The sequence below is a fragment of the Mediterranea massiliensis genome, assembly GCF_900128475.1.
Classification (GTDB): Bacteria; Bacteroidota; Bacteroidia; order Bacteroidales; family Bacteroidaceae; genus Bacteroides; species Bacteroides massiliensis_E.
Map to the genome: position 1 here is coordinate 266,085 of NZ_LT635837.1, position 23,277 is coordinate 289,361.

17 protein-coding genes are annotated in these 23,277 nt (G+C 56.2%); 8 read left to right on the top strand and 9 right to left on the bottom strand.

The window, feature by feature from the left end:
- Positions 1 to 254: 254 nt before the first annotated feature.
- A complete protein-coding gene (gene pflB / locus BQ7483_RS09005) occupies positions 255 to 2,483 on the top strand; it encodes a formate C-acetyltransferase (RefSeq protein WP_072545660.1) in 2,229 nt (742 codons plus the stop codon).
- A gap of 7 nt (positions 2,484 to 2,490) precedes the next feature.
- The gene (gene pflA, locus BQ7483_RS09010) at positions 2,491 to 3,219 is read left to right on the top strand and encodes a pyruvate formate-lyase-activating protein (protein ID WP_072545661.1); all 729 of its coding nucleotides are present in this window, start codon (positions 2,491 to 2,493) and stop codon (positions 3,217 to 3,219) included.
- A 10-nt stretch (positions 3,220 to 3,229) separates the two neighbouring features.
- Here pflA and BQ7483_RS09015 read toward each other — a convergent pair whose 3' ends face one another.
- Positions 3,230 to 4,522, bottom strand: coding sequence for a porin family protein (locus tag BQ7483_RS09015; RefSeq protein WP_072545662.1), 1,293 nt, complete (start codon positions 4,520 to 4,522; stop codon positions 3,230 to 3,232).
- Between the two features lie 20 nt (positions 4,523 to 4,542).
- Positions 4,543 to 5,094 (bottom strand): RNA polymerase sigma factor, encoded by a 552-nt coding sequence (locus tag BQ7483_RS09020; RefSeq protein WP_022020908.1) that lies wholly within the window; start codon positions 5,092 to 5,094, stop codon positions 4,543 to 4,545.
- 163 nt (positions 5,095 to 5,257) lie between these two features.
- Here BQ7483_RS09020 and BQ7483_RS09025 point away from each other — a divergent pair, with 163 nt between their 5' ends.
- Positions 5,258 to 6,016 (top strand): NigD1/NigD2 family lipoprotein, encoded by a 759-nt coding sequence (locus BQ7483_RS09025; protein WP_072545663.1) that lies wholly within the window; start codon positions 5,258 to 5,260, stop codon positions 6,014 to 6,016.
- Positions 6,017 to 6,108: 92 nt separating this feature from the next.
- Here BQ7483_RS09025 and BQ7483_RS09030 read toward each other — a convergent pair whose 3' ends face one another.
- Positions 6,109 to 7,779 carry a formate--tetrahydrofolate ligase gene (locus BQ7483_RS09030; RefSeq protein ID WP_072545664.1) on the bottom strand — a complete coding sequence of 557 codons (1,671 nt, stop codon included), beginning with the start codon at positions 7,777 to 7,779 and terminating at the stop codon, positions 6,109 to 6,111.
- Between the two features lie 192 nt (positions 7,780 to 7,971).
- On the opposite strand from BQ7483_RS09030, the gene BQ7483_RS09035 reads away from it, so the two are divergent.
- Both BQ7483_RS09035 and BQ7483_RS09040 read left to right on the top strand, forming a co-directional pair.
- The gene (locus BQ7483_RS09035) at positions 7,972 to 9,333 is read left to right on the top strand and encodes an MATE family efflux transporter (RefSeq protein ID WP_072545787.1); all 1,362 of its coding nucleotides are present in this window, start codon (positions 7,972 to 7,974) and stop codon (positions 9,331 to 9,333) included.
- 330 nt (positions 9,334 to 9,663) lie between these two features.
- Positions 9,664 to 10,266 carry a Crp/Fnr family transcriptional regulator gene (locus tag BQ7483_RS09040; protein ID WP_072545665.1) on the top strand — a complete coding sequence of 201 codons (603 nt, stop codon included), beginning with the start codon at positions 9,664 to 9,666 and terminating at the stop codon, positions 10,264 to 10,266.
- Here BQ7483_RS09040 and BQ7483_RS09045 read toward each other — a convergent pair.
- From BQ7483_RS09045 to BQ7483_RS09060, 4 genes are all read right to left on the bottom strand, one after another.
- On the bottom strand, positions 10,247 to 10,630 hold the full coding sequence (locus tag BQ7483_RS09045) for a hypothetical protein (protein ID WP_139247609.1): 384 nt from the start codon (positions 10,628 to 10,630) through the stop codon (positions 10,247 to 10,249). The genes BQ7483_RS09040 and BQ7483_RS09045 overlap by 20 nt on opposite strands.
- A gap of 102 nt (positions 10,631 to 10,732) precedes the next feature.
- The gene (locus BQ7483_RS09050) at positions 10,733 to 11,425 is read right to left on the bottom strand and encodes an ABC transporter ATP-binding protein (RefSeq protein WP_072545667.1); all 693 of its coding nucleotides are present in this window, start codon (positions 11,423 to 11,425) and stop codon (positions 10,733 to 10,735) included.
- A gap of 72 nt (positions 11,426 to 11,497) precedes the next feature.
- A complete protein-coding gene (locus tag BQ7483_RS09055; RefSeq protein WP_072545668.1) occupies positions 11,498 to 13,906 on the bottom strand; it encodes an ABC transporter permease in 2,409 nt (802 codons plus the stop codon).
- Positions 13,907 to 14,132: 226 nt separating this feature from the next.
- The gene (locus tag BQ7483_RS09060) at positions 14,133 to 15,524 is read right to left on the bottom strand and encodes a DUF4933 domain-containing protein (RefSeq protein ID WP_162274250.1); all 1,392 of its coding nucleotides are present in this window, start codon (positions 15,522 to 15,524) and stop codon (positions 14,133 to 14,135) included.
- A 491-nt stretch (positions 15,525 to 16,015) separates the two neighbouring features.
- Here BQ7483_RS09060 and BQ7483_RS09065 point away from each other — a divergent pair, with 491 nt between their 5' ends.
- From BQ7483_RS09065 to BQ7483_RS09075, 3 genes are all read left to right on the top strand, one after another.
- Positions 16,016 to 17,401, top strand: coding sequence for a sigma-54-dependent transcriptional regulator (locus BQ7483_RS09065; protein WP_072545788.1), 1,386 nt, complete (start codon positions 16,016 to 16,018; stop codon positions 17,399 to 17,401).
- A 19-nt stretch (positions 17,402 to 17,420) separates the two neighbouring features.
- Positions 17,421 to 18,779 (top strand): sensor histidine kinase, encoded by a 1,359-nt coding sequence (locus BQ7483_RS09070; RefSeq protein ID WP_072545670.1) that lies wholly within the window; start codon positions 17,421 to 17,423, stop codon positions 18,777 to 18,779.
- 93 nt (positions 18,780 to 18,872) lie between these two features.
- Positions 18,873 to 20,033 (top strand): serine hydrolase domain-containing protein, encoded by a 1,161-nt coding sequence (locus tag BQ7483_RS09075; protein WP_072545671.1) that lies wholly within the window; start codon positions 18,873 to 18,875, stop codon positions 20,031 to 20,033.
- Positions 20,034 to 20,124: 91 nt separating this feature from the next.
- Here the strand turns inward: BQ7483_RS09075 and BQ7483_RS09080 are convergent, their stop codons facing one another.
- Positions 20,125 to 21,069 carry a retroviral-like aspartic protease family protein gene (locus BQ7483_RS09080; protein ID WP_072545789.1) on the bottom strand — a complete coding sequence of 315 codons (945 nt, stop codon included), beginning with the start codon at positions 21,067 to 21,069 and terminating at the stop codon, positions 20,125 to 20,127.
- A gap of 63 nt (positions 21,070 to 21,132) precedes the next feature.
- Entirely contained in the window at positions 21,133 to 23,277 is a 2,145-nt protein-coding gene (locus BQ7483_RS09085; RefSeq protein WP_139247613.1) for an outer membrane beta-barrel protein, read from the bottom strand.

Sequence of the window (23,277 nt, forward strand, 5' to 3'; positions counted from 1 at the left end):
TTTCTGCTGCAAAGTTCCATACTTCCCGCAACTCTTCCACTACCCTGTAGAGTAGTTTTAATGACAAAAACAAAAAACGATGAGGTATCATACATATAAGAAAAGCTGTTTAATAAGATACCTACATCTTGCTATTTTATGTTGTTCAGCATAAAAACAAGCATAAATATGACAGTTATATGAAGAAAAAGGCGTAAATTTGCGCGCTCAAAAGAATTCATTTCTTTAACCCATCAAAAAACAAATTGAATATTATGGAATTGAACAAGACCTTTATTGACGGGCTTTGGAGCAAAGAAATCAACGTAAGCGATTTCGTTAGTAAGAACATCACTCCCTATACCGGAGACGCATCTTTCCTGCAGGGACCTACGGAACGCACCAAGCGTGTGTGGGACATCTGCCTGAAAGCACTCGAAGAAGAGAGAAAAAACAACGGTGTCCGCTCCCTGGACAATGCCACAGTATCCACCATCACTTCACACAAGGCCGGCTACATCGACCGTGAGAACGAACTCATCGTCGGACTGCAGACCGACGAACTGCTGAAACGTGCCATCAAGCCCTTCGGCGGTATCAACGTAGTGGCCAAGGCATGCCGCGAAAACGGCGTAGAAGTGGACGACAAAGTTAAAGACATCTTCACGCACTACCGCAAGACACACAACGACGGAGTGTTTGACGTATATACCGATGAAATCCGCTCGTTCCGCTCGCTGGGCTTCCTCACCGGCCTGCCTGACAACTACGCCCGCGGACGCATCATCGGCGACTACCGCCGTCTGGCCCTCTACGGTCTGGACCGCCTGATTGAAGCCAAGGAAGCCGACAAGCGCAACCTGACCGGACCCATGACCGACGCACGCATCCGCCTGCGCGAAGAGGTGTCCGAGCAGATCAAGGCCCTGAAGGAAATCAAGGTGATGGGCGAATACTACGGCCTCGACCTGAGCCGTCCCGCCACTTCGGCACAGGAAGCCGTACAGTGGGTGTACATGGCCTACCTGGCTGCCGTAAAGGAACAGGACGGTGCCGCCATGTCGCTGGGCAACGTTTCCTCCTTCCTCGACATCTACATTGAATACGACCTGGCACACGGCCTCATCGACGAGACCTTCGCACAGGAACTCATCGACCAGTTTGTCATCAAGCTGCGCATGGTGCGCCACCTGCGCATGCAGTCGTACAACGACATCTTCGCCGGCGATCCCACATGGGTGACCGAAGCCATCGGCGGACGCTTCAACGACGGACGCACGAAGGTGACAAAGACTTCGTTCCGCTTCCTGCAGACACTCTACAACCTCGGTCCCTCGCCCGAGCCCAACATGACTGTACTCTGGAGTCCCGACCTGCCCGAAGGCTTCAAGGACTTCTGCGCACAAGTTTCAGTAGACACCAGTTCCATCCAGTACGAGAACGACGACCTGATGCGCGAGGTGCGCGGCTGCGACGACTACGGTATCGCCTGCTGCGTGTCCTATCAGGCCATCGGCAAGCAAATCCAGTTCTTCGGCGCCCGTGCCAACCTGGCCAAGGCCCTGCTGCTGGCCATCAACGGCGGACGCTGCGAAAACACAGGTACGGTAATGGTGAAGGATATCCCCGTACTGACCGGTGACGAACTGAAGTTTGAAGAGGTGATGGCCAACTACAAGAAGGTGCTCACCGAAATTGCCCGTGTCTACAACGAGGCCATGAACATCATCCACTACATGCACGACAAGTATTATTACGAAAAGGCCCAGATGGCCTTCGTAGATACCGACCCGCGCATCAACCTGGCCTATGGCGTAGCCGGACTGTCCATCGCCATCGACTCGCTGTCGGCCATCAAGTATGCCAAGGTGACTGCCCGCCGCAACGACATCGGCCTGACCGAGGGCTTCGACATCGAAGGTGAATTCCCCTGCTTCGGCAACAACGACGACCGTGTGGACCACCTCGGCGTGGACCTCGTGTACTACTTCAGCGAGGAGCTGAAGAAGCTGCCCGTCTACAAGAACGCACGCCCCACCCTGTCGCTGCTTACCATCACCTCCAACGTGATGTACGGCAAGAAGACCGGCGCTACCCCCGACGGACGTGCCAAGGGCGTGGCCTTCGCTCCGGGTGCCAACCCCATGCACGGACGCGACAAGAACGGTGCCATCGCCTCGCTGAGTTCGGTGGCCAAGCTGCGCTACCGCGACTCGCAGGACGGCATCAGCAATACGTTCTCCATCGTTCCCAAGTCACTGGGCCCCACGGCCGAGGAGCGTGTCGAGAACCTTGTAACGATGATGGACGGCTACTTCACCAAGGGTGCCCACCACCTGAACGTGAACGTGCTGAACCGCGAAATGCTGGAAGACGCCATGGAGCACCCCGAGAAGTATCCGCAGCTCACCATCCGCGTATCCGGTTACGCCGTAAACTTCATCAAGCTGAGCCGCGAACACCAGCTGGAGGTCATCAGCCGTTCGTTCCACGAAAGAATGTAATCAGTTTATGATAAAAGTTCATTCCTACGAAAGTATGGGAACCTTTGACGGGCCGGGACTCCGGCTCGTCGTTTTTCTGCAAGGTTGCCCCTTCCGATGCCTGTATTGCGCCAACCCCGACACCATTGACCTGAAAGGGGAGAGCAAAGAGACGAGGCCGGAAGAAATATTGGAAATGGCTGTCAGCCAAAAGCCGTTCTACGGGAAACGGGGAGGAATCACCTTCAGCGGTGGAGAACCCACGATGCAGGCCGAAGCCCTGGCACCTCTCTTCCGCGAGCTGAAGGCACAAGGCATACACATCTGTCTGGACAGTAACGGAGGCATCTGGAACCGCCATGTGGAGGAACTGCTGGGACTGACGGACCTTGTCCTGCTCGACGTCAAGCAAATCAATCCCGAACGCCACCGTCGGCTCACAGGACGAAGCAACGAACAGACCTTGCGCACCGCCGCCTGGCTGGAGGAGCACAACCGCCCCTTCTGGCTGCGCTACGTGCTGGTGCCCGGCTACAGCGATGCGGAAGAGGACATCCGCCAACTGGGCGAAACGCTCGGGGACTATCAAAATATACAACGCGTGGAGATACTGCCCTACCATCGGCTGGGCGTACACAAATACGAAGCCATGGGATGGGACTACCGGCTGAAAGATGTCAGGGAGAACAGCCCCGAACAACTGAAACGCGCCGAAGCGCTCTTCCACGAATATTTTCCGGTGGTAGTGGTCAACTGACGCACTTCATTCAATAACTGAGTCTCAGTCCCGCCTGGATTGTAAAGCTGCAGGGCCGTTCCTTACGGATGGTCTGCACGGGCGAACCATCGTCAAAGTAATAGGAAACGCCCGGCTCCACATACAATCCCCAACGGCGGGACAAATTATATTGTGCACCCACGGCTCCCAATACCGACCACTGTACGGGCTTCACCGTCTGCTTCTCGTGCCCCAACTTGCCATAGACACATTTCTCCACGGCACCGCCGGCCGACAGATAGACGATGAAACGGCGCGTATCCACAAAATTCCAGTTAGCCCGCAACGGAATGCCGATATAATGCAACTTCTGTGCTCGTTTGTTCTGGCTGCCACTCATATAGACATCCGAAGACAGGTACGTGTACATCAGGCCCGTTTCCAGAGAAAATCCCTTGCCCAACTCCTTTCTCACCGAGAAACCCACACTGACAGGCTGACGATGGTCGGCCGATACGGGAATGTCTCCACGCTGGTGCACGTACGGCATTCCGTCCTTGAACGTCAGTTCCTGCTCGATAGGAATGACAATCACGCCATTGGTCGTAGCACTCAGATTGATGTTGCTTCCTTGCATGCCTCCTCCGACATCACCCATTACCATATCCCGTTCACCGTCATTTCCCAATGACGGACCGTTGTTCCCGACTGACAGGCCGAAAGCCCATCCCTTATTTTTCTTCCGGGCCGGTTCGGGCAACACCACCGGTTCATCCAGACTTGTCTTCTTCTTTTTCTGCACGGCAGGAACCTGTTCTTCATGCGGAGTTTCCGAACGGACAACAGCTTCCGCCGCATGTTCCTTTTCTTCAGACTTGTCGGTGACAGACATGTCCTGTGATTCGTCGTCCTGAACAACAGAAACATTATCTTCTGATATTTTCTGTTCCTCACGTACCTTTTTTCTGGAAGTAACGACAGCCGGCTTCATTTCCTGCAAAACGGGTTCGTCCACACGAGCCAACGCCTCATCCTCGACAGCAGGCTCCGGCATTCTGTCGTACGGACGGACAACGGGAACTTCGGCCCGCCGCATTTCTTCGCCCGCAGGACTATGCAACAGCCAGAAGCTGATACCCGAAACGGCTACCAGCAAAGCTGCCGCAGCCGCTACGGACCATCGTCTCATGACGACAATCCGTTTCGATCGGGAAGGGGAAAAGGCCGACTGCCCGGTCTGTCCCAGCTCACGCTCCAGACGTTCCCATCCCCCGGCGGGAAGAGGCTCCTGGCAATCGTCCAGTCTGTCCTTTATCTTTTTCAACCACAATTCGTCCTTCATATCTTTATTTCATAAAAGAGTTATCCATTCGTTTTCATCCATCCCTTTACCTTCTCGGCCAAGGCAGCCTTGGCCCTTGCCAACTGAGAGGCAGATGACTTCTCGTTAATGCCCAGCAGGGCGGCAATTTCCTTGTGCGACTTGCCTTCCATCACATACAGGTTGAAGACTGTACGATAACCGGCCGGCAGTTCACCGATAAAACGCATCAAAACTTGTACGGGAATCGTATCGCACGCATCAGGCTCAGGCTCGTCATAGGCCTCCAGCGGCATATCGTCCAAAGCAGCCGACTGGCTGAGTACATCGTTACGGCGCAAATGTTCCAGCGCCACGTTCACCATCACCCGCTCCATCCAGGCCCTCAGCGAGCCCTCGCCCCTCCAGGCAAACTTGCCGAACGAAGAAAACAGCTTCAGGAAGCCGTCGTGAAGCAGATCCTCAGCCTCTTCACGGTTGCCCGTATAGCGCATGCACAGAGCCAGCATCCGCCCCGCATAACGCTCATACAATTCCCGCCGGGCAACATTGTTGCCCAGCCTGCATTGTTCGGCCAACTGTAGTTCTTCCATTCTTTCCAACACGTGTTTATCTATTAAATGCAACGCGCGCAAAAATACTGCATCGCACAGGAAGAAAAACGGGCTTTTATCTTTTTAACAGAAAAGGATGCAGTATTTCCGACTCTGCTACGTTATATATACGTAACATTTCAACTTTTTACAGACTTTGCTTATGAAAAAAATTCATGCTGCCACACTTTGGATGTGGATATTCCTGTTCACCATCGTCCCCGCACTCCAGTCGTGTCTGGACGACGATAACGATACTCCCCTCTTCACTGTAGGGACCATACAGACCCTGAGCCAGGATGAAGGCGACTTCTACGTGCTGCTCGACGACAACAGCAAGCTCTTCCCTGGCGACATGAGCAGCCTGCGCGGCTACAAGGCTACGGACGGCCAGCGGGCTTTCGTGTTCTTTGACGAACTGCCCGAAGAGATGCCCGGCTATGACTATAATGCCAAAATCCGCTGGATACAGGACATTCTGACCAAAGACATCTATAACATGCCGGCCGAGAAGGAAGACAGTATCGGAGACGACCGCATCAACATCACACAGATGTGGCTCACACGGAAAGACTATCTGAACATCGAATGCCAGTTCATGAGCAGCGAGAATACGGAGAAGAAACACATGCTCAGCCTGGTCATCAACGAAGCCTCGACAGACGGGAATGACAATCCGGACTACCTCACACTGGAGTTCCGCCACAACGCCAACGAAGATTCTCCGCTGGTACCCAGTTCGGCCATCGTGTCCTACAAGCTCGACGCCATCGCTCCCCTGCTGGAAGGGAAGAAAGGGGTGAACATCCGCGTCAATACCATCTATGACGGAGAAAAGTTCTACCAGATAGACTTCAAGAGTGCAGAGGAAAGCACCACCAGCCGCTCCGGCCATACTCCGTCATCGGACCTGATCCGATAAAAACAAATAAAAAGAAGCTGCACCCAAATGGGGAGAGTGTTTCTTCAGACACTTACTTCCCATTTGGGTGCAGCTTCTTTATACCGGATGCTTCAACTCAACCCTTCTATCAACCCGTCCACAATGTCGATGTGCTCTGCCTGGGGCACCTTGGGCAGGCCCGGCATACGAAGAATGTCGCCTGCAATGGCCACAATCATCTCGGCTCCATGGTTGATGACGATATCCTTGATGTGGAATTCAAAGTGATCGGCCACTCCATAAGCCTTCGGGTCGGCCGAGAAAGAATATTGTGTCTTGGCTATGCAGACAGGATAGTGGGTGATACCCATCTGTTCGATGAGCTTCAGCATCTTGCGTGAGTGCATGCTATAGGTCACCTCACTGGCTCCATAGAGGTTGCAAGCCACCTTCTCGATCTTGCGTTCCACGCTGTCAGTCTCCTCATACGTATATTTCAAGGGTTGTGAAGGCTGTCGTTCGATGGTTTCCACCACCAGGCGGGCCAAGTCGACTGCTCCCTCGCCTCCTTCGGCAAAGGCGCTGTTGATGGCAAAACCGATGCCCAGCTCCTCCTCGCAATGGCGGCGGATAGCATCCACCTCCTCGTCCGTATCGCTGGAAAAGCGGTTGAAGGCCAGCAGGACAGTCTGCCCGAAGGAACGCAGGTTGCGCACATGCTTGTCCAGATTGCCGAAGCCCTGTTTCAATCCCTCCAGGTTCGGTTCCTTGATGCGGTCGAGGTTCACGCCGCCGTGCATCTTCAGTCCCTGGGCCGTAGCCACGATAACGGTCAGCTTGGGTTGCAGGCCGCTCTTGCGGCACTTGATGTTGTAGAACTTCTCCGCACCCAGGTCGGCACCGAAGCCGGCTTCCGTCACCACGTAGTCGCCGAAGGTCATAGCCATCTTCGTGGCCAGGATGGAGTTGCATCCGTGGGCGATGTTGGCAAAGGGACCGCCGTGTACGAAGGCCGCCGTACCTTCTGTGGTCTGCACCAGGTTGGGGTTGATGGCATCCTTCAGCAGGACGGTGATGGCACCGGCCACCCCCAAGTCCTTCACCGTGAAGGGTGTGCCGTCGAAGCGGAAACCGAGGATGATGTTCTCGATGCGGCGGCGCAGGTCATCCTGGTCTTGCGCCAGGCAGAGGATGGCCATGATTTCCGAAGCGGGCGTGATGTCGAAGCCCGACTCCTGTGTCACGCCGTTGGTGCTCGGCCCCAGGCCGGTGACAATGCTGCGCAAGGAGCGGTCGTTCACGTCGAGCACACGCCTCCAAAGGATTTCCTTCAGTCCGAAGCCACTGGCCCGATGCTGGTAAAGGTAATTGTCGAGCAGGGCCGATATCATGTTGTGGGCCGAGGTGATGGCGTGGAAGTCGCCCGTAAAGTGCAGGTTGATCTTCTCCATGGGCAGCACCTGTGCATATCCGCCGCCTGCCGCCCCGCCCTTCATGCCGAAGCAAGGACCCAAGGAGGGTTCGCGCAGGGCCACGATGGCCTTCTTGCCAATCTTGTTCAATCCCAATGCCAGGCCGATGGAGACAGTGGTCTTGCCGATACCGGCCTTGGTGGCCGTGATGGCCGTCACCAGAATCAGGTTGCTCTGCTTCACCTTCTCCTCATCGATGAGATGGATGGGAATTTTGGCAATGTAACGGCCGTAGTTTTCCACTTCTTCGCGAGGTATGCCGACACCCTCAGCCACCTGCTTGATTTTCCTGAGCTCGATGCTGCGAGCTATTTCGATATCCGACTTCATATATAAACGGTCTTTTTCTTGATTTAAAAAATGAAGTCGCAAAAGTACAAAAAAGTCAGCATCTTTCCTTACACGTGCGAAACAAAATCATACAAATTACCATTTGTTCATCACTCTGTCCCAACTTTACCTTACCTTTGCATCCGCAAAACCCCAAAAGCTATGACAACTAAAAACGACAATCACACTCCGCTGAAAGACAGCATCGACTTCGGCAGCATGCACATCCCCACCCTGTTCAGGAAGCTGCTGATACCCACCGTGCTGGGCATGGTGTTTTCGGCCATCTTTATCATTACGGACGGCATCTTTGTGGGCAAGGGCATCGGCAGCGACGCGCTGGCGGCGGTCAACATCACCGCTCCGCTGTTCCTCATCAACACGGGCGTGGCGCTGATGTTCGGCATCGGGGCGTCGGTCGTGGCGTCCATCCACCTGTCGCACGGCAAGCCGAAGGTGGCTCGCATCAACGTGACGCAGGCCGTCATCGTCTCGTCCCTGCTGCTCATTGCCTATGCCGCGGCCATCCTGGGCAACGTGGAGCAGGTGGCCCGCCTGCTGGGCAGCAGCGATCGGCTGCTCTCGCTGGCCGTGGAGTACATGTACTGGTTCGTGCCCTTCCTGGTGTTCAGCGCGCTGCTCAGCTCGGGCATGTTCTTCGTGCGGCTCGACGGATCGCCCAACTATGCCATGACGTGCAACATCGTGGCCGCGCTCATCAACATCTTCCTCGACTGGCTGTTCATCTACGTCCTCCGGTGGGGCATGTTCGGCGCCGCACTGGCCACGAGCCTGGGCTACATCTTCGGGGCACTGATGATTCTCTTCTACCTCCTGCAACGCCGGCACGTCATCCGCCTGGAGCGCATCAAGCTGAGCCTGAAGAGCCTGCGGCTGACGGTACGCAACGTGGGCTACATGATGCGCCTGGGCCTCTCCACCTTCCTGTGCGAAGCGGCTATCGCTACCATGATGTTCGTGGGCAATTACGTCTTCATCCGCTACTTGGGCGAGGACGGCGTGGCGGCCTTCAGCATCGCCTGCTACTTCTTCCCCATCATCTTTATGGTATACAATGCCATCGCCCAGTCGGCACAGCCCATCCTGAGCTATAACTACGGAGCGGCACAACCCGAGCGGGTGCGGTCGGCCTTCCGCCTGGCCCTGTGGACGGCGGTGGTGTGCGGCGTGGTGGTGTTCCTCGTCACGGAGTTCTTCACCGAGCAGATTGTAGGCATGTTTGTCGACACCCATTATCCGGCCTACCGCATCGCCGTGGAGGGACTTCCGCTCTTTGCCGCCGGCTTCGTGTGCTTCGGCGTGAACATCGTGTCCATCGGTTACTTTCAGAGTGTGGAGCGCGACCGTCCCGCCATGGCCGTCACCCTGCTGCGCGGCTTCATCCTGGTACTGCTGTGCTTCTGGCTGATGCCCGCCGTGATGGGTGTACCCGGCATCTGGCTGGCCGTACCTGCCGCCGAGACGCTGACGCTGCTCTTCGTGCTGACCATCTATTGCCGGGGCAGAAAGAGGAAAGAGAAACTCGGAGAATGAAACATAATGAAAAATAAATAACAGTTAGTGATTTTCAGGAGGGTGTCAAAACAAAGGTATCTGAAGAGGACATGTTGAAACTTAGTTATAATATCTGACTCGAGGGTGTATCAAAATGAAGTGAGGCAATTTTAACTCCCCTCCTTCTGGAAGGAGGGGTGCCCAACGGGCGGGGTGGTAGATTTTACGGCACTCTATATTAACACTTTATGTTTTCACCTACCACCTCCCCCTTCGGGTACTCCTCCTTCCAGAAGGAGGAGAGTTCAGAGACCTTTGTTTCGCCCCCTTCTAAGAATTACCTCCTACGGAAACCGAAAATAAAGAGATATGGAAAAATTCGTCGATATATTCAGCAAGAAATACAACCTGAACAGCAAGGACGCCGCTTCCCTGCTGGCGCTGATGGAACCCGTCAGCTACCGTCGTGGTGAAGTACTGGTACACGAAGGCGAACTCAACACCTCGTTCTATCTGATAGGACAGGGCATCTGGCGCGGCTACTACCTGCGCAACGGTGTGGATGTCAGCATCTGGTTTGCCACCACGGGGGAATCTCTTTTCTCCACCCGTGGCTACATGGGCGGACGTCCGTCGGGCACCACGATCGAAGCCATGAGCGACAGCCTGCTCTACCGCATCGGCAGGCAGGAGCTGGAAGCCTTCTTCCACTCGTCGGCAGCTGCGGCCAACCTGGGACGACGGATGTTCGAACGGGAATTTCTGGTATTCGAGGAGCGGCTCATCAACGAAGGGGCCACGCAGGCCAAGGAACGCTACCTGTCACTGCTCGAACGCATGCCCGAGCTGCTGCAACATGTACCGCTGAAGCACATCGCCTCCTATCTCTACATCACCCCCCAGTCGCTGAGCCGCATCCGTGCCGAACTGGCCCGAAAGGCAGGCGGTGAACCTACTCGCCCACGCGAATAATCGCCTGCACCTCTACCACGCCATCATATTCGGCGGCAAAGCCTTCGGACGAAGGCCCCAGCATCTTCACCTTCAACTCGGCGGAAACAGGGGTGTAGGGTTCGGCACCGGCCGGAAGAGCCTCCTCGTAACGCTTCTTCAGCTCGCCCGAACGGTCGACTACCCAATAGGACAAGGTATCGCCATAGGGAGTGAACGAATAGGCTTCGTGCCCCATCACCAGGCGGCCGCTACATGTAACTACAGAATCGGAAACGGCAGACGTTTCCTGCGGTACAGCGCCCTCCTGCTTCTGTGCGGCAGGACGGCAGGCGGCCAGCCACAGGCCGGCCGACACGACAAAAAGAACAGTCAGTTTTTTCATGTTTATACAGGTTTACGAATTAAACGACAACGAAGGTAATCATTATTCTGCCATAACCACACTTTTATAAACAAATATTTGCAGACAAGAAGTGACACCCCGTCACCTCGTCGAGCTTTCCGTCAGGATGACGCCGTCCATCATGCGGATGATGCGGCGTGCCTCGCGGGCGTTCTCCTCGGAGTGGGTCACCATGACTACCGTGGCGCCGTCGGCATTGAGTTCCTTCAGCAGAGCCATCACTTCGTTGCCGTTGGCCGAGTCAAGGTTACCGGTCGGTTCGTCGGCCAGGATGATTTTGGGATTGGTGACGATGGCGCGGGCAATGGCCACACGCTGCTGTTGGCCGCCACTGAGTTGTTGCGGATAGTGCTCCGAACGATGGGTAATCTGCATGCGGTCGAGGGCCCGGTTCACACGCTCCACCCGTTCGCGGACGGGCATACCGGCATAAAGCAGGGGCAGTTCGACGTTCTCAAATACCGTCAGTTCGTCTATCAGGTTGAAGCTCTGGAAAACGAAGCCCAGGTTGCCGTTGCGCAGGTCGGTGCGGTCGTTTTCCTTCCACCGGGACACTTCCTGCCCCATGAACCACAGTTCGCCCGAGGTGGGATTGTCCAGCAGGCCTATGATGTTGAGTAACGTGGACTTGCCACAGCCCGACGGGCCCATGATGGCTACAAACTCACCCGGATGGATTTCCAGGTTCACTTCGTTCAATGCGGTTGTCTGCACGCTTTCGGTGCGGAATATTTTGGTCAGGCCCAAGGCCTTGATTACGTTATCTGTTTTCATATTGTTATTTTAGGAATTAAGGAGTGTAGAAATTAAACCGATACTTCAAATTCTTCATTTTTCATTCTTCATTTACTCGTATCTCAGCGACTCTACCGGATTCTGCGACGCCTTGCGCCACGTCTGCCCTACGACTGTGAGCAGGGTAATAAGTACCGTCAGCAGACCGGCCAGCAGGAAGAGCCACCAGCTGATGGGCGTCTGGTAGGCAAACTCACTGAGCCAACTGCTCATCAGCCAGTAACCCACGGGGCAGGCCACGACGAAGGCAATACCCACCCAGACGAGATACTCGCGACAGAACATACGCACGATGCGGTCGGAGTGCGCACCGTTCACCTTGCGGATGCCTATCTCCTTGGTGCGCTGCTCGGTAGAGAGCGCCACGAGGCCGAACACGCCCATCACGGCAATAACGATGGCCAGCACGGTGAAGAACAGCAACATGCGGCCCTGCTGGTGCTCGCGGGCATAGTTCTGGTTCAGCTTGTCGGAGAAGAACTGGTAGCTGAATTCCTTGATAAAGGCATCGTCGCGTGTGGCAAACTCCTCGAACTTCTCCTTGATGAAGGCCAGGGTCTGCTGCCGCCGTTCGGGAACTATCTTGATGTAGAGGTATTGCACGGCTTCGGGGCTGTACCAGATGTAGGCAGGTTTGATCTGCTCGCGCATGGACTGGAAGTTGAAATCCTTCACCACCCCCACGATGCGCAGCGGTATTCCCCACTCCGAACGGATTTCCATCCCAATGGGGTCGGCCACCTTCATGGCGCGCCAGGCCGTCTCGTTGATGACGGTCGTCTTTTCCTTGCTTGAATCCCAGTATCCGCCGAAGTCGGAGTCCATCAGCTTGCCCTTCACCAGCTCCATGCCGAAGGTCTTCACAAAGTCGCCGTCGGCCCACAGCTGCACCATGCGCAAGGAGTCGGTACGGCCGTCCACATCGGTCCACTCCACCTTGCTGCCGTCCTTGTAACTGGTGCCTTCGCCGAAATTCCCGAGATCGGTCGACATGGAGACACTTTTGATGTCGGGATTGCGCAGCAGTTCCTGCTTGAACTCACCCACGTTGTACCACAGGCTGGTATAGACGGTCACGATGTTCTCCTTGTCCAGCCCCATGTCCTTGTTCTGCATGTAGTGCAGCTGCTTGAAGACGATACCCGTGAGCAGCATCAGCACCAGGGCAATGACAAACTGCACGCACACCAGCCCGCGTATCAGCCCGCCCTTGCGCCCCGTCTTGCGCCCGCCCTTGAAGGCCAGCAGCGGGTTGACGGACGACAGATAGAAAGCCGGATAGCTGCCCGCCAAGCAACCCACGCCCACGATGCCGAAGAGCATGTAGAGCACCACGCTCCAACTGGCCTCCAGCCGAAGGTCGGTCTCCATCACCCGGTTGAACAGGGGCAGCGTCAGCTCCGTCAATGCCATGGCCAACACCAAGGCGATGCATGCCTGCACCATTCCTTCGGACAGGAACTGCCCGATGAGCACGCGGCGCTTGGCTCCCGTCACCTTGCGCACGCCCACCTCCTTGTAGCGCAGCGAAGCACGGGCGGTGGACAGGGTGGTGAAGTTGAATGCTCCCATGAAGATGACGAGTACCGCCAGGGCGATGAACAGATAGACGGTGGAGAGGTTGCCGTGCTGCTTCACGTCGGGGTCGGCAAAGCGGGTATGCAGATAGATGTCGTGCAAGGGCTGGAAGCCGAGGCGTACGTTCTTCTCGCCACGGTCGGCCAGCAGACGGCTCATGGCCTGCGCCTCGCTGCGGAGCATGGCAGCCCCTTCCTTCATCTTGATATAGACGTGCATACTTTCCGTGAAGGTATTCCAATTGATGTTTACGCCCCCTCTGCCATAAGCCTCCATCGGCATGGCCAGCTCGAAGCGGATGTGGCTCTTGCGGGGAATGTCCACCACGGCCACCACCGTATAGACATCGCTGATGGAATTGCCGAACGAATAGGTCAGCTTCTGCCCGACGGCTGAGCCCGAACCAAAGAACTTGCGGGCCAGTTCGGCAGAGATAACCACGTTGTTCGGATTTTCGTTAATACGCTGGGGAGTACCCTCTACTACGGGGAAGGTGAAGAAACGGAAGAAGGTGCTGTCCACGTAAACTTCGGTCACCGTCATCTTCTTTCCGCCCTCTGCCTCGTAGGAGTACTGATCGCCGTACTTGATGGCCGTCGCGTCCTCCACCTGCGGGAACTTCTGCCGGAAGTCCATGGCCAGTGTGCGCGGCAGGCGGGGCGACTCCTTAATCTCTCCGCCCGCTTCGCGGTGAAGCTCCGTCACACGATAGATGAGGCTGCCGTCGCGGAAGCAGTCGTCGTGCGTCAGTTCGTCCACCACCCACAGGTAAATGAGGAAGGCCGCCGTCAGGCCCAGCACAAACCCCATCAGGTTGATGGAGGAGAACAGCAGGCTCCGGCGGATGAGCCGAAGCGCCACTTTGATGTAATGTCTTAGCATAATTCTGTTTTTATTCGGGTTTTACAAATATACTGTTTTCACTCTTATTCTGCCACATCCCTACCTTGTTCCTGTCTTTCTGCCCGGCTTACCTTGTCTTTTCCCTATACTCAAGCCATCATCATCCTACAGAAAACATACAATCAAGTAACAGGATTCCTACTATCATGTAACAAGATTCCATGAATCCAGTACCATGATTCCACCTTAACTCCCTACTTTAGCGTCATTCCATCCGTACTACAACCAATTCCTCATCCTTTACCTGCTTCGACAAAGGCAGGTCGGGCAACATCTCTTTCAGCCGCTTTCCTTTGAAGAGGGTGGCGGCCCTGCCTCCTGCCGTCAACGAAGGCAGAAGAGAAATATCCTTCCCTTCTACCCGGAAAGGCAGGTTGGCGTATGTATACCGGCCTTCCTTGTCGGTCTTTCCGGGCAGGCTGAAGAAGTCGCCTGTCTGTTTGTCGTACACCAGCGTATGGAGCGTCACCGTTCCCTGGGTGCGGGCATTGGGCGAATCGTAGCTGCGCGACAGTTGAACCAACAGGTATCTGTTTGTTTCTATCCAGCTGTTGACCAGGTAATATCCGTCGAGGCTGTTATTCAGGCTACCCACCACGTACTTACCCGTGGGGCGTTTCAGGGGGCCGAAGTCCAGCCGCCAGACGGCCTTGAGCGTGGAGGCATCCATCAGCTCGTAAACGGTGTCGTCGTAGGCCATACGCAGGCGGAGCTTCCCGACATAATAATAGACGTCAGTATTCTCACCGCTTCGGTAGGTGTAAGTAGGCACGTAGTCCTCGGCATCGCTCACCGTGAAGCGGCACAGCGTGTCGCCCTTCTGCCCGAAGGTGCAGAGTCGCGAGCTGAAAGGCTCGGTCATCAGCCAGCCGCCAGCCGTGACGGCAAAGGCATTGCCCTGCGTCCTGCCGATGGGCAGCTTGCTGGGCAGGTGGTCGGGTGTCCACGGTTCGGCGGCTTCTGCAAGCACGTCCCAGGGCAGAGTAGCCACAGCATATTCATAGCGGAGACGGTCGTCCGCTTCAGTCTCCTGACCGGCATAGAGTCCGCGAAGCTGGCGGGTGGAAGAGTCGTAGCCCACCTGGCTAAGACGCCGTTTGCTGCGTATGCCATATCCGATGCCGTTGCCCATCTTCATTTCACTGATTTCCACATCATTCCTGAAGAGCACCTTGCGCAGCTTCATGTCCTTGTCCAGCAGGCAGATACCTTCGTAGTCCGCCAACAGCCAGCCGTCGTCCACGAGGCTCAACTCCGCACCGAGGCCATATCCTTCGTAACCCGTGGGATGGAAAGAAAGGATACCCAATGCGTTGGGCTTCAACGCCTGTACATTCTTCAGGGCAGCGGGTACGTTGAGCACCTTGGCACCCGTACGAATAATGGTCGGTTGATGCTTGATGCCTGCGGGCGGGCGGTAGTCGGCGGCAAAGGTGTCGAGCGTAGCAGCAGCCTGTTGGCGACGGGCTCCCTGTTCGGCAGCCTGCGCCAACAGTTCGGCTGCCGCTTCCTCCCGGCTCATGCCCGGACGACGTTGCCGACACGAAGCGAGGAAGAGCAGGAGAAACATAATGAAAGTTAGAAAGAGCTTATTCATAATCATCAGTAGTTTTACTCCCAGAAGGTGTGTCAAAACAAAGGTTTCTCAAGCTCTCCTCCTTCTGGAAGGAGGAGTCCCCGATAGGGAGAGGTGGTAGGTGAAAACATAAAGCATTGATTGATAGTCAATCGTGACAGCCTACCACCCCGCCCGTTGGGCACCCCTCCTTCCAGAAGGAGGGGAGTTGAATAGCATCTTTCAGTTTTTGAAACATCCTCAAAAAAGGAGTATGTTCTATCACAAAAAGAAGTGCAACATGTATGCCAAACATATAATAAATTATTAATCAAAACATTACCTATACACTCATCGAAGAAAAACGTCCGATTCCGTACACTAATCGCACGCTGGCGTACACTGGATTATCGGAAAAGAATGCGTATCTTTGTAGGCACCACAGATTACACAGATGAACACAGATTTAATGATTATCGAGAAAAAACAATCTGTGCCAATCTGTGTAATCTGTGGTGCAAAACAAAGCCCCCATGAAAAAAGGAAAAATACTCATCGTAGACGACAACGAAGACATCCTCTTCACCCTGAAGATGCTGCTGCGTCCGCTGGCCGAACAGGTAACCACCCTCGACGACCCGCGCGAGATGCTGCCCCTGCTGTCGCGCGTCCGGCACGACGTCATCCTGCTGGACATGAACTTCCGCCGCGATGCCGTCAGCGGGCGCGAAGGCTTTGCCTGGCTGGAAGAGATATTGAAACTCGACCCACAGGCGGTGGTCATCTTCATCACCGCCTACAGCGACACGGAAAAGGCGGTGCAGGCCATCAAGCAGGGAGCCACGGACTTCATCCCCAAGCCCTGGCAGAACGACAAACTGCTGGCCACCGTATCCTCGGCCCTGCAACTGAGCTTCAGCCGACACGAGGTAAAGGTGCTCAAGGAACAGAAGAAAACCCTCGAACAACAGACCGAAGCCTTGGCCACGCCTGCCGAACCGACGCACATCATCGGCGAGTCGGCCGCCATGCAGGCACTGCTGCAAACCGTGCGCAAGTGCTCGGACACCGATGCTAATCTTCTGCTCTTGGGCGAAAACGGTACGGGCAAGGACCTGCTGGCCCGCTACATTTATGAGCAGTCGCCCCGCCGCACGAAACCCTACGTGCCCATCGACTTGGGCAGCATCCCCGAACCGCTGTTCGAGAGCGAGCTGTTCGGCTACGAGAAGGGTGCCTTCACCGATGCCCGCCGCTCCAAGCCGGGACGCATGGAGGCAGCCACAGGCGGCACGCTCTTCCTGAACGAGATAGGCAACCTCAGCCTGCCCATGCAGGCCAAGCTGCTCTCCGTCATTGAACAGCGGCGTGCCTCGCGCCTGGGCTCCACAGCTGCCTATCCCGTGGACGTACGCCTGATCTGTGCCACCAACACCGATCTCTATGCCGCCATCGACCGACGCGAGTTCCGCCAGGACCTGCTCTACCGCATCAACACCATCGAACTCCGCCTGCCTCCCCTGCGCGAACGGGGCGACGACCTCTTCCTGCTGGCCGACTTCTTCGTGCAACGCTTTGCCCGCAAGTATCACAAGGAGATAAAGGGCATCGGCCGCGAGGCACGCCGCCAGCTGCAGCAGTACCGCTGGCCGGGCAATGTGCGCGAGCTGGAACATGCCGTGGAGCGGGCGGTCATCCTCTCCTCCGGCCCGATGCTTGCCGCACGCGACTTCCACCTGCAAAGCCGCCTGATGCACGAGCCGCTGGACGAGAAGGAACGCTACAACCTGGAGCGCATCGAGCGCGAAAGCATCGACGAAGTGCTCCGCCTGTGCAATGGCAACATCACCCTGGCCGCCGAGATGCTGGGCATCACGCGGACGTCGCTGTACCGAAGGATTGAGAAGTATAAATTGTAATGAGTCAGGAGTTAAGCATATGAAAAGCCACTGGACCCGTACCCCCCTGCTGCTCACCGCCGCCCTGCTGGCCTCGTGCTTCCTCACGGCCTGGATGGCGGTACACGGTTTCTATATCAACATGTGCCTGGCCGCCCTGCTGACGCTGGGCATTGCCTGGGCTGTCTGCCGGTACATGCGGCACACATCCCGCCTCATGGAGCAGTTCGTGCAGTCTGTACGTTACTCCGAATTTCCCGAAACCTTCAGCAACAATCATGCAGGCGGTCATCGCGGTCTGCCACCCGAACTGCTGGACAGCATGCAGGAAGCACTGGAGCACTACCGTGCCAACCTGCAACGCAAGGAAGGACGTCTGCTTTACTTCCAGGCACTGGCCAACCACATCGACACGGCCGTACTGGTCTATACGCCACAAGGCAACATCGAGTGGAAGAACGAGGCCGCCACCCGCCTGCTGGCCTCCGCCGTAGACGAACAGCAGGAAGACACCTGGGCACTGAAAGCACCGAAGACCGTGGACGACCTCCGTCTCTTCCATCCCGACCTGCCGCAGCTGCTGCGCGACCTGCGTCCCGGCTCGCTCCATGTGATACAGGTACACAGGCAGGAGGAAGGCACGCAACTGGCCCTCTCGGGCATGGAATTCATCCTGCAGGGACGGAAGCTGGTCATCGCCAGCCTGAAGAACATCCATTCGGCACTCGATACCCAGGAGACGCTGGCCTGGCAGAAACTGATACGGGTACTGACCCACGAAATCATGAACTCCGTCACCCCCATCATCTCCCTGGCCGAGCTCTTGGGCAAGCAGGTGGAAGGACTGGAAGGCAACGAACAGGACAAGGAAGACATGCGCCAGATGCTTGCCACCATTGCCCGACGAGGAAACGCACTGACCCGCTTCGTAGGCAGCTATCGGGAGGTGTCGCATCTGCCCCCACCCCTGATGCAACCTCTTGACGCTACTGCCCTATTGGAAGACGTCGTCCGCTTCATGCAGACCGAGGACAATGACCTGCGCCTCACACCTCCCCCTGCCCCGCTCCGCCTCCTGGCCGACAAAGGACAGGTGGAGCAGGTGCTCATCAACCTGATCAAGAATGCCCGCGAAAACGAAGCCCGTTGTATCACCCTCTCGGCAGGTGTCACCTCCACGGGCCGCCTCTTCCTCCGTGTGACAGACGACGGTACGGGCATCGAGCCCGAGGTGCAGGAACGCATCTTTGTTCCCTTCTTCACCACCAAGCCCGGCGGCTCGGGCATCGGCCTCACGCTGGCCCGTCAGATTATGCACCAGCATGGCGGCAGCATCGATGTCCGTTCCTGCCCCGGCGAAGGAAGTATATTTACACTGCTCTTTCCGTACAACGGATGAAAGAAAAAAGTATCTTTGCAATCACCACAGAGGACACGGAATTCCTTATCTGAATATCAAACCTGTCTTATGTGATGAAATGATTTAAAGTCTATGAAAACAAAGAAGAAAAATATCCTCCGCCTGCTCATCGCCCTGGCAGCAGTGCTTGCCATTGTCTATGTCTCCCTGCCCTACTACGCCCGTCAAGCACTCATTCACTGGATGCCCGTCATCGACGACCTCGAAACCTTCCACCGCCACACGGTACACCACAATCCCGACGACGTTTGGCACTGGCCCCTCGCTGCCGACTACAACCGCTACCAACTGACGGAGGAGGATGCCCGCTATCTGGACAACCTGCACACCGTATCGTTCCTCGTCATCCGTCATGACAGCATCGTCTTCGAAAGCTACCGCGAGGGGTGGAACGACACCCTGACCTCGAACATCTATTCTGCCACGAAGACCATCGTGGGACTGCTGGCCGGCATTGCCCTCGACGAAGGGAAAATACACAGCCTGGACGATCCCGTGTCGCGCTATATACCTATATATAATAAAGGAAAGCAAGCCGATGTCACCCTGCGCCACCTGCTCACCATGAGCGGCGGCATGGCATGGGACGAGGCGTATGCTTCGCTCTTCTCCGTCACCACGCACGGTTACTACGGCAACGACTTATACGACTTGGTAACAGGCTTGGAAGTGGTAGATAAACCCGGTGTGCAATACTCCTACCGTAGCGGCGAGACGCAGCTGCTGGCCTTCGTCATCGAAGCCGCCACGGGGCAGACATTGAGCGACTATGCCGAAGAGAAACTCTGGAAACCGATGCAGGCCGAACGCGACGCCTACTGGCTGCTGGACAAGAAAGACGGCGACGAGAAGGCTTTCTGCTGCTTCCACACCACGGCGCGCGACGTGGCTCGTTTTGCCCGCCTCTTGCTGCACCGCGGCAACTGGCAGGGCCGACAACTGGTATCCGAAGCCTACATGGACGAACTGATGCGTCCCGCCTCGTACCTGAAAGACCAGTGGGGCCAGGACACGCTCAGCTACTACGGCTTCCAGACATGGGTCATGGACTATCACGGCATGCGCTGTCCCTACCTGCGCGGCATGCTGGGGCAGTACATCATCGCCATTCCCCAGCTGGATGCCATCGTCGTACGACTGGGCCGCAAGCGTTGCGACGTGTACAACCGCGAGCTTACGACCGACATCACACGGTATATGGACGTGGCGATGAAGATACTCAAAGAGAACTGATACCTTCAGTTTGTAGTTTTCCTGTCACAAAGATGTGCACAACCTGCGTCAAGGATATGTACAAAGCATTACAAGGATGTGAACTTCCTGTTCAACGAACCAGAAAGTCATAGAAAGGAGTGTAGAGCCGGTCGTTCACCTCCAAATAAAGGAAATTGTTCTTGAAATCATAAAGCTGGTTGAAGCGTTGCAGGAAGTTGTTGCCCAACACTCCGTCCATCGCGTCACTGGCCTGCACCCCCACCGTCACTGTAGAAAAGGCACCGGGTATGCGAAGCAAAGTCAGTGCATCTCCCAGTATTACCGAATCGAAGTACACATTCTGAAGTTCATCGCCGTCCTTCACCGTACCGGCTATGCGCGAGATGGCAAATGGTTTCTGTGTGCCCAGCAGGCCGTTACGGCGGACGAAAGGTGTATTGAGATCAAACACACGGTCGGAACCGGTATCCACCCCTACCGACACCAGATAATCCACTCCGCCGACACGCACGCCGACCGGAACGACCGGCACTCCCAGACGATAGTCCATCTTCAGCCTGACAGCCTTGTCCGATGCTGCCTTCTGCCCGTCGCCCAGTTCATACAGGAAGATGGATTTCCGCCGATAATCGATGCGGACATCGAAATTCCTCAGGTAAGACAGGCCCAGCACGCCGTCCCAGGCATCGGGCGGATAAGGAATGGCTATCAGCTTCAGGCCCGAAATGGCCCGACTACCCATCCTCACTACCTGCGAGGGCTCTGTGGAAGGAATGGTTTCCACCGAATTGGCGCTATTGTTCTCCACACTTCCCGTAAAGGAAGCCAACCCTTCGGTTCGCGGCGAATTGGAATTGAGCACCACGTCCGTCGCTCCCGTATCCAACAGGAAGCGCAGGGGGCGGTCGTCCTGCCCGTTGATATAGACTGTCACATACAGGCGGTTGTCGGCACCCAGTTCGAAAGGTATCGTGTCGACCGGAGTTACTTCTGCCCGGGCCGGGAGGACCAACAGGCAGAGAAGGCATACACTCAGAAAAGACATTTTTTTCATATTCTCATTCTTTTTTTTCATATTCTCATTCTTTTTCTTTCAAAAGTTCGGTCCGGCAAAGATTTATTTGAACCGCGACGTATCCACCTCTTCCCGTTTTTTCTCCTTGTATCCTCCGAACTTCCAGGTGAAGGAAAGGCCGACGCTGCGGAAGCTGGAATACTCGTTCGTCACCCATTGGCGCTCGTAGCGTATCTGCGGACAGGGCATCGAAGTCTGGAGGATGTCGCGACACCAAGCGGTGAGCACGGCATTACCGCCGAGGAAGGTATAGCGCAGCGTGGCCGAAAGGTCGCCGCAGGTGGGGATGTCATAAATACCCTGGATGGCCCTCCCCTGCAATCGTCCGTCAATGGTCAGCCGGATGTCGGGCTTGCGGCTCAGGGTGAAGGTGTTGTTCAGCACGGCGATGCCCAGCAGACGATGGCGGTCGAAGGGAAGGTCATAGAAGTCGCTGTCCTTCTGACGCATCCACAGGCCGATGAGGGTGAGGCGCGAGTCGAGCCACCGCCCTGCCTTGAAGGGTATGGAGGCCTGCAGGCCCGCCTGTTGTTCGAAGTCGAAGTTCAGGTACTTGTACAGCTCCAGCAGCTCGTCGGGCGACTGGTAGAGCGTCTGCACGGCGCGGTCCTTGGTATGGTTGAACCAGGCACGGAAGACGTACTTCGATTTCAGGATATAGGTCAACGAAGTGGAATAGTCGATGGCCGGCTTCAGCAAAGGATTGCCGTGTATCTCGCTGTAGCCGCCGCCCAGATAGGAGATGACATCCTGCACGGCCCAATAGCCGGGATAGCTCTTGTCACTGCTGAAATTGAGCTGGAGGATGTGCCCGTCGGCCGGCAGGTAGGTCAGGTTGAGCACAGGATAGACGTCCCACTCGTCCCACACGGGCGTCTTGTAGCGCTCCACGGCCAGCGAGAAGTCCGTCATCAGCTTCTGCCCGAACGACTTGCTGAAGCCTGCATACAGGTTGAGCGTCTGCTCGCGGCGGCGCGACCGGACGTCGTCCGGCAACCCGGATTCTTCATTCTTCGTTTTCAATTCTTCATGCTCATACGTCTGGTACGAATGGTCCACACTCGTGGTATAGATAGCCCCGTAATTCAGCCCCCAGCCGTTCTTCAGCTGATGTTCCTGCGCGAGGAAGAACTTCCAGGCGTTGATGCGCTGCCCGTCTTCGGTATAGAAGTCGAGGACATCATCGCCCATGCGGCTGTGCAGCAGCTGGTCGCCCGGAGCGTTGTACCACGTGAACTCCGCGCCCGCATTCAGTCCAAAAGGTGCCTGATAATCCAGACGGCCGTTGTGCAGCCACGAGGTCTGGCCACTCACGCTTTCGGCCGTCTGCGTACCCGTAGAGTTCTGTCGGGTGTGACTGGTGGCATAGGCACCGTTGTAGACGAAGCTCAGCGAATGGTTCTCGGCCAGCGTGTAGTCCGTGCCCAGGCGGAAGCTGTGAGTATGGCTGCGGCCGCGCATCTCCTCGTGGTTGTCGATGAGATGCGTCGAGCCATCGGCCTGCTGCCAGTGGCGGGCTTCCTTGTCGGTGGTGCTGAAGCTTTCGCCATGAGTGTGAGAGTAAAGAAAGTCGGCCGAGAATTTCCGACCGTTATATAATAAGGAAGCACGCTCCTCGAACGAAGCCTCGTGCTCCTGGTTGTATTTTCCATAGAGTTCGCCCTGCACCACGCCCGGGTCGCCGATGCGGTGGCGCAGGCGGACGTTGATCATCGCCCCGCGCACCTGGTAGCGGGCGGGTGCGTTGTACATCACTTCGACGCGCTCGATGCGGTCGGCAGGCAGCGACTTCAGCAGGGCATAGAGCTGAGCGCTGCTCATGTTGGTCACCTTGCCGTCCAATACCACCGTCACCCCCTGCATGCCCAGCGTCAGCGCGCCGTCCTGCTCCACCACGCCGGGCAATTCCTTCAGGGCTTCGTAGACATTGTCCACGGGACGGTCCTTGATCATCCGCGGCAGGTCGTATTCCAGCTTGCCCGCCGATGCCTTGACGACGGGGCGTTCGCCCACCACCATCACTTCGGGCAGATGGCGGTAGAGGCTGTCCATACGGGCATCGCCCGTAACAAGACTGTCAGCCGACAACGTCCGTTGATTTTCTTTCTCCAAATTCTCCTGTGCGGCAAGCGGCAGAGTCCCAAAGAGGCAGCCTGCCCATATCCATACATTCCAATTCATGTTCAT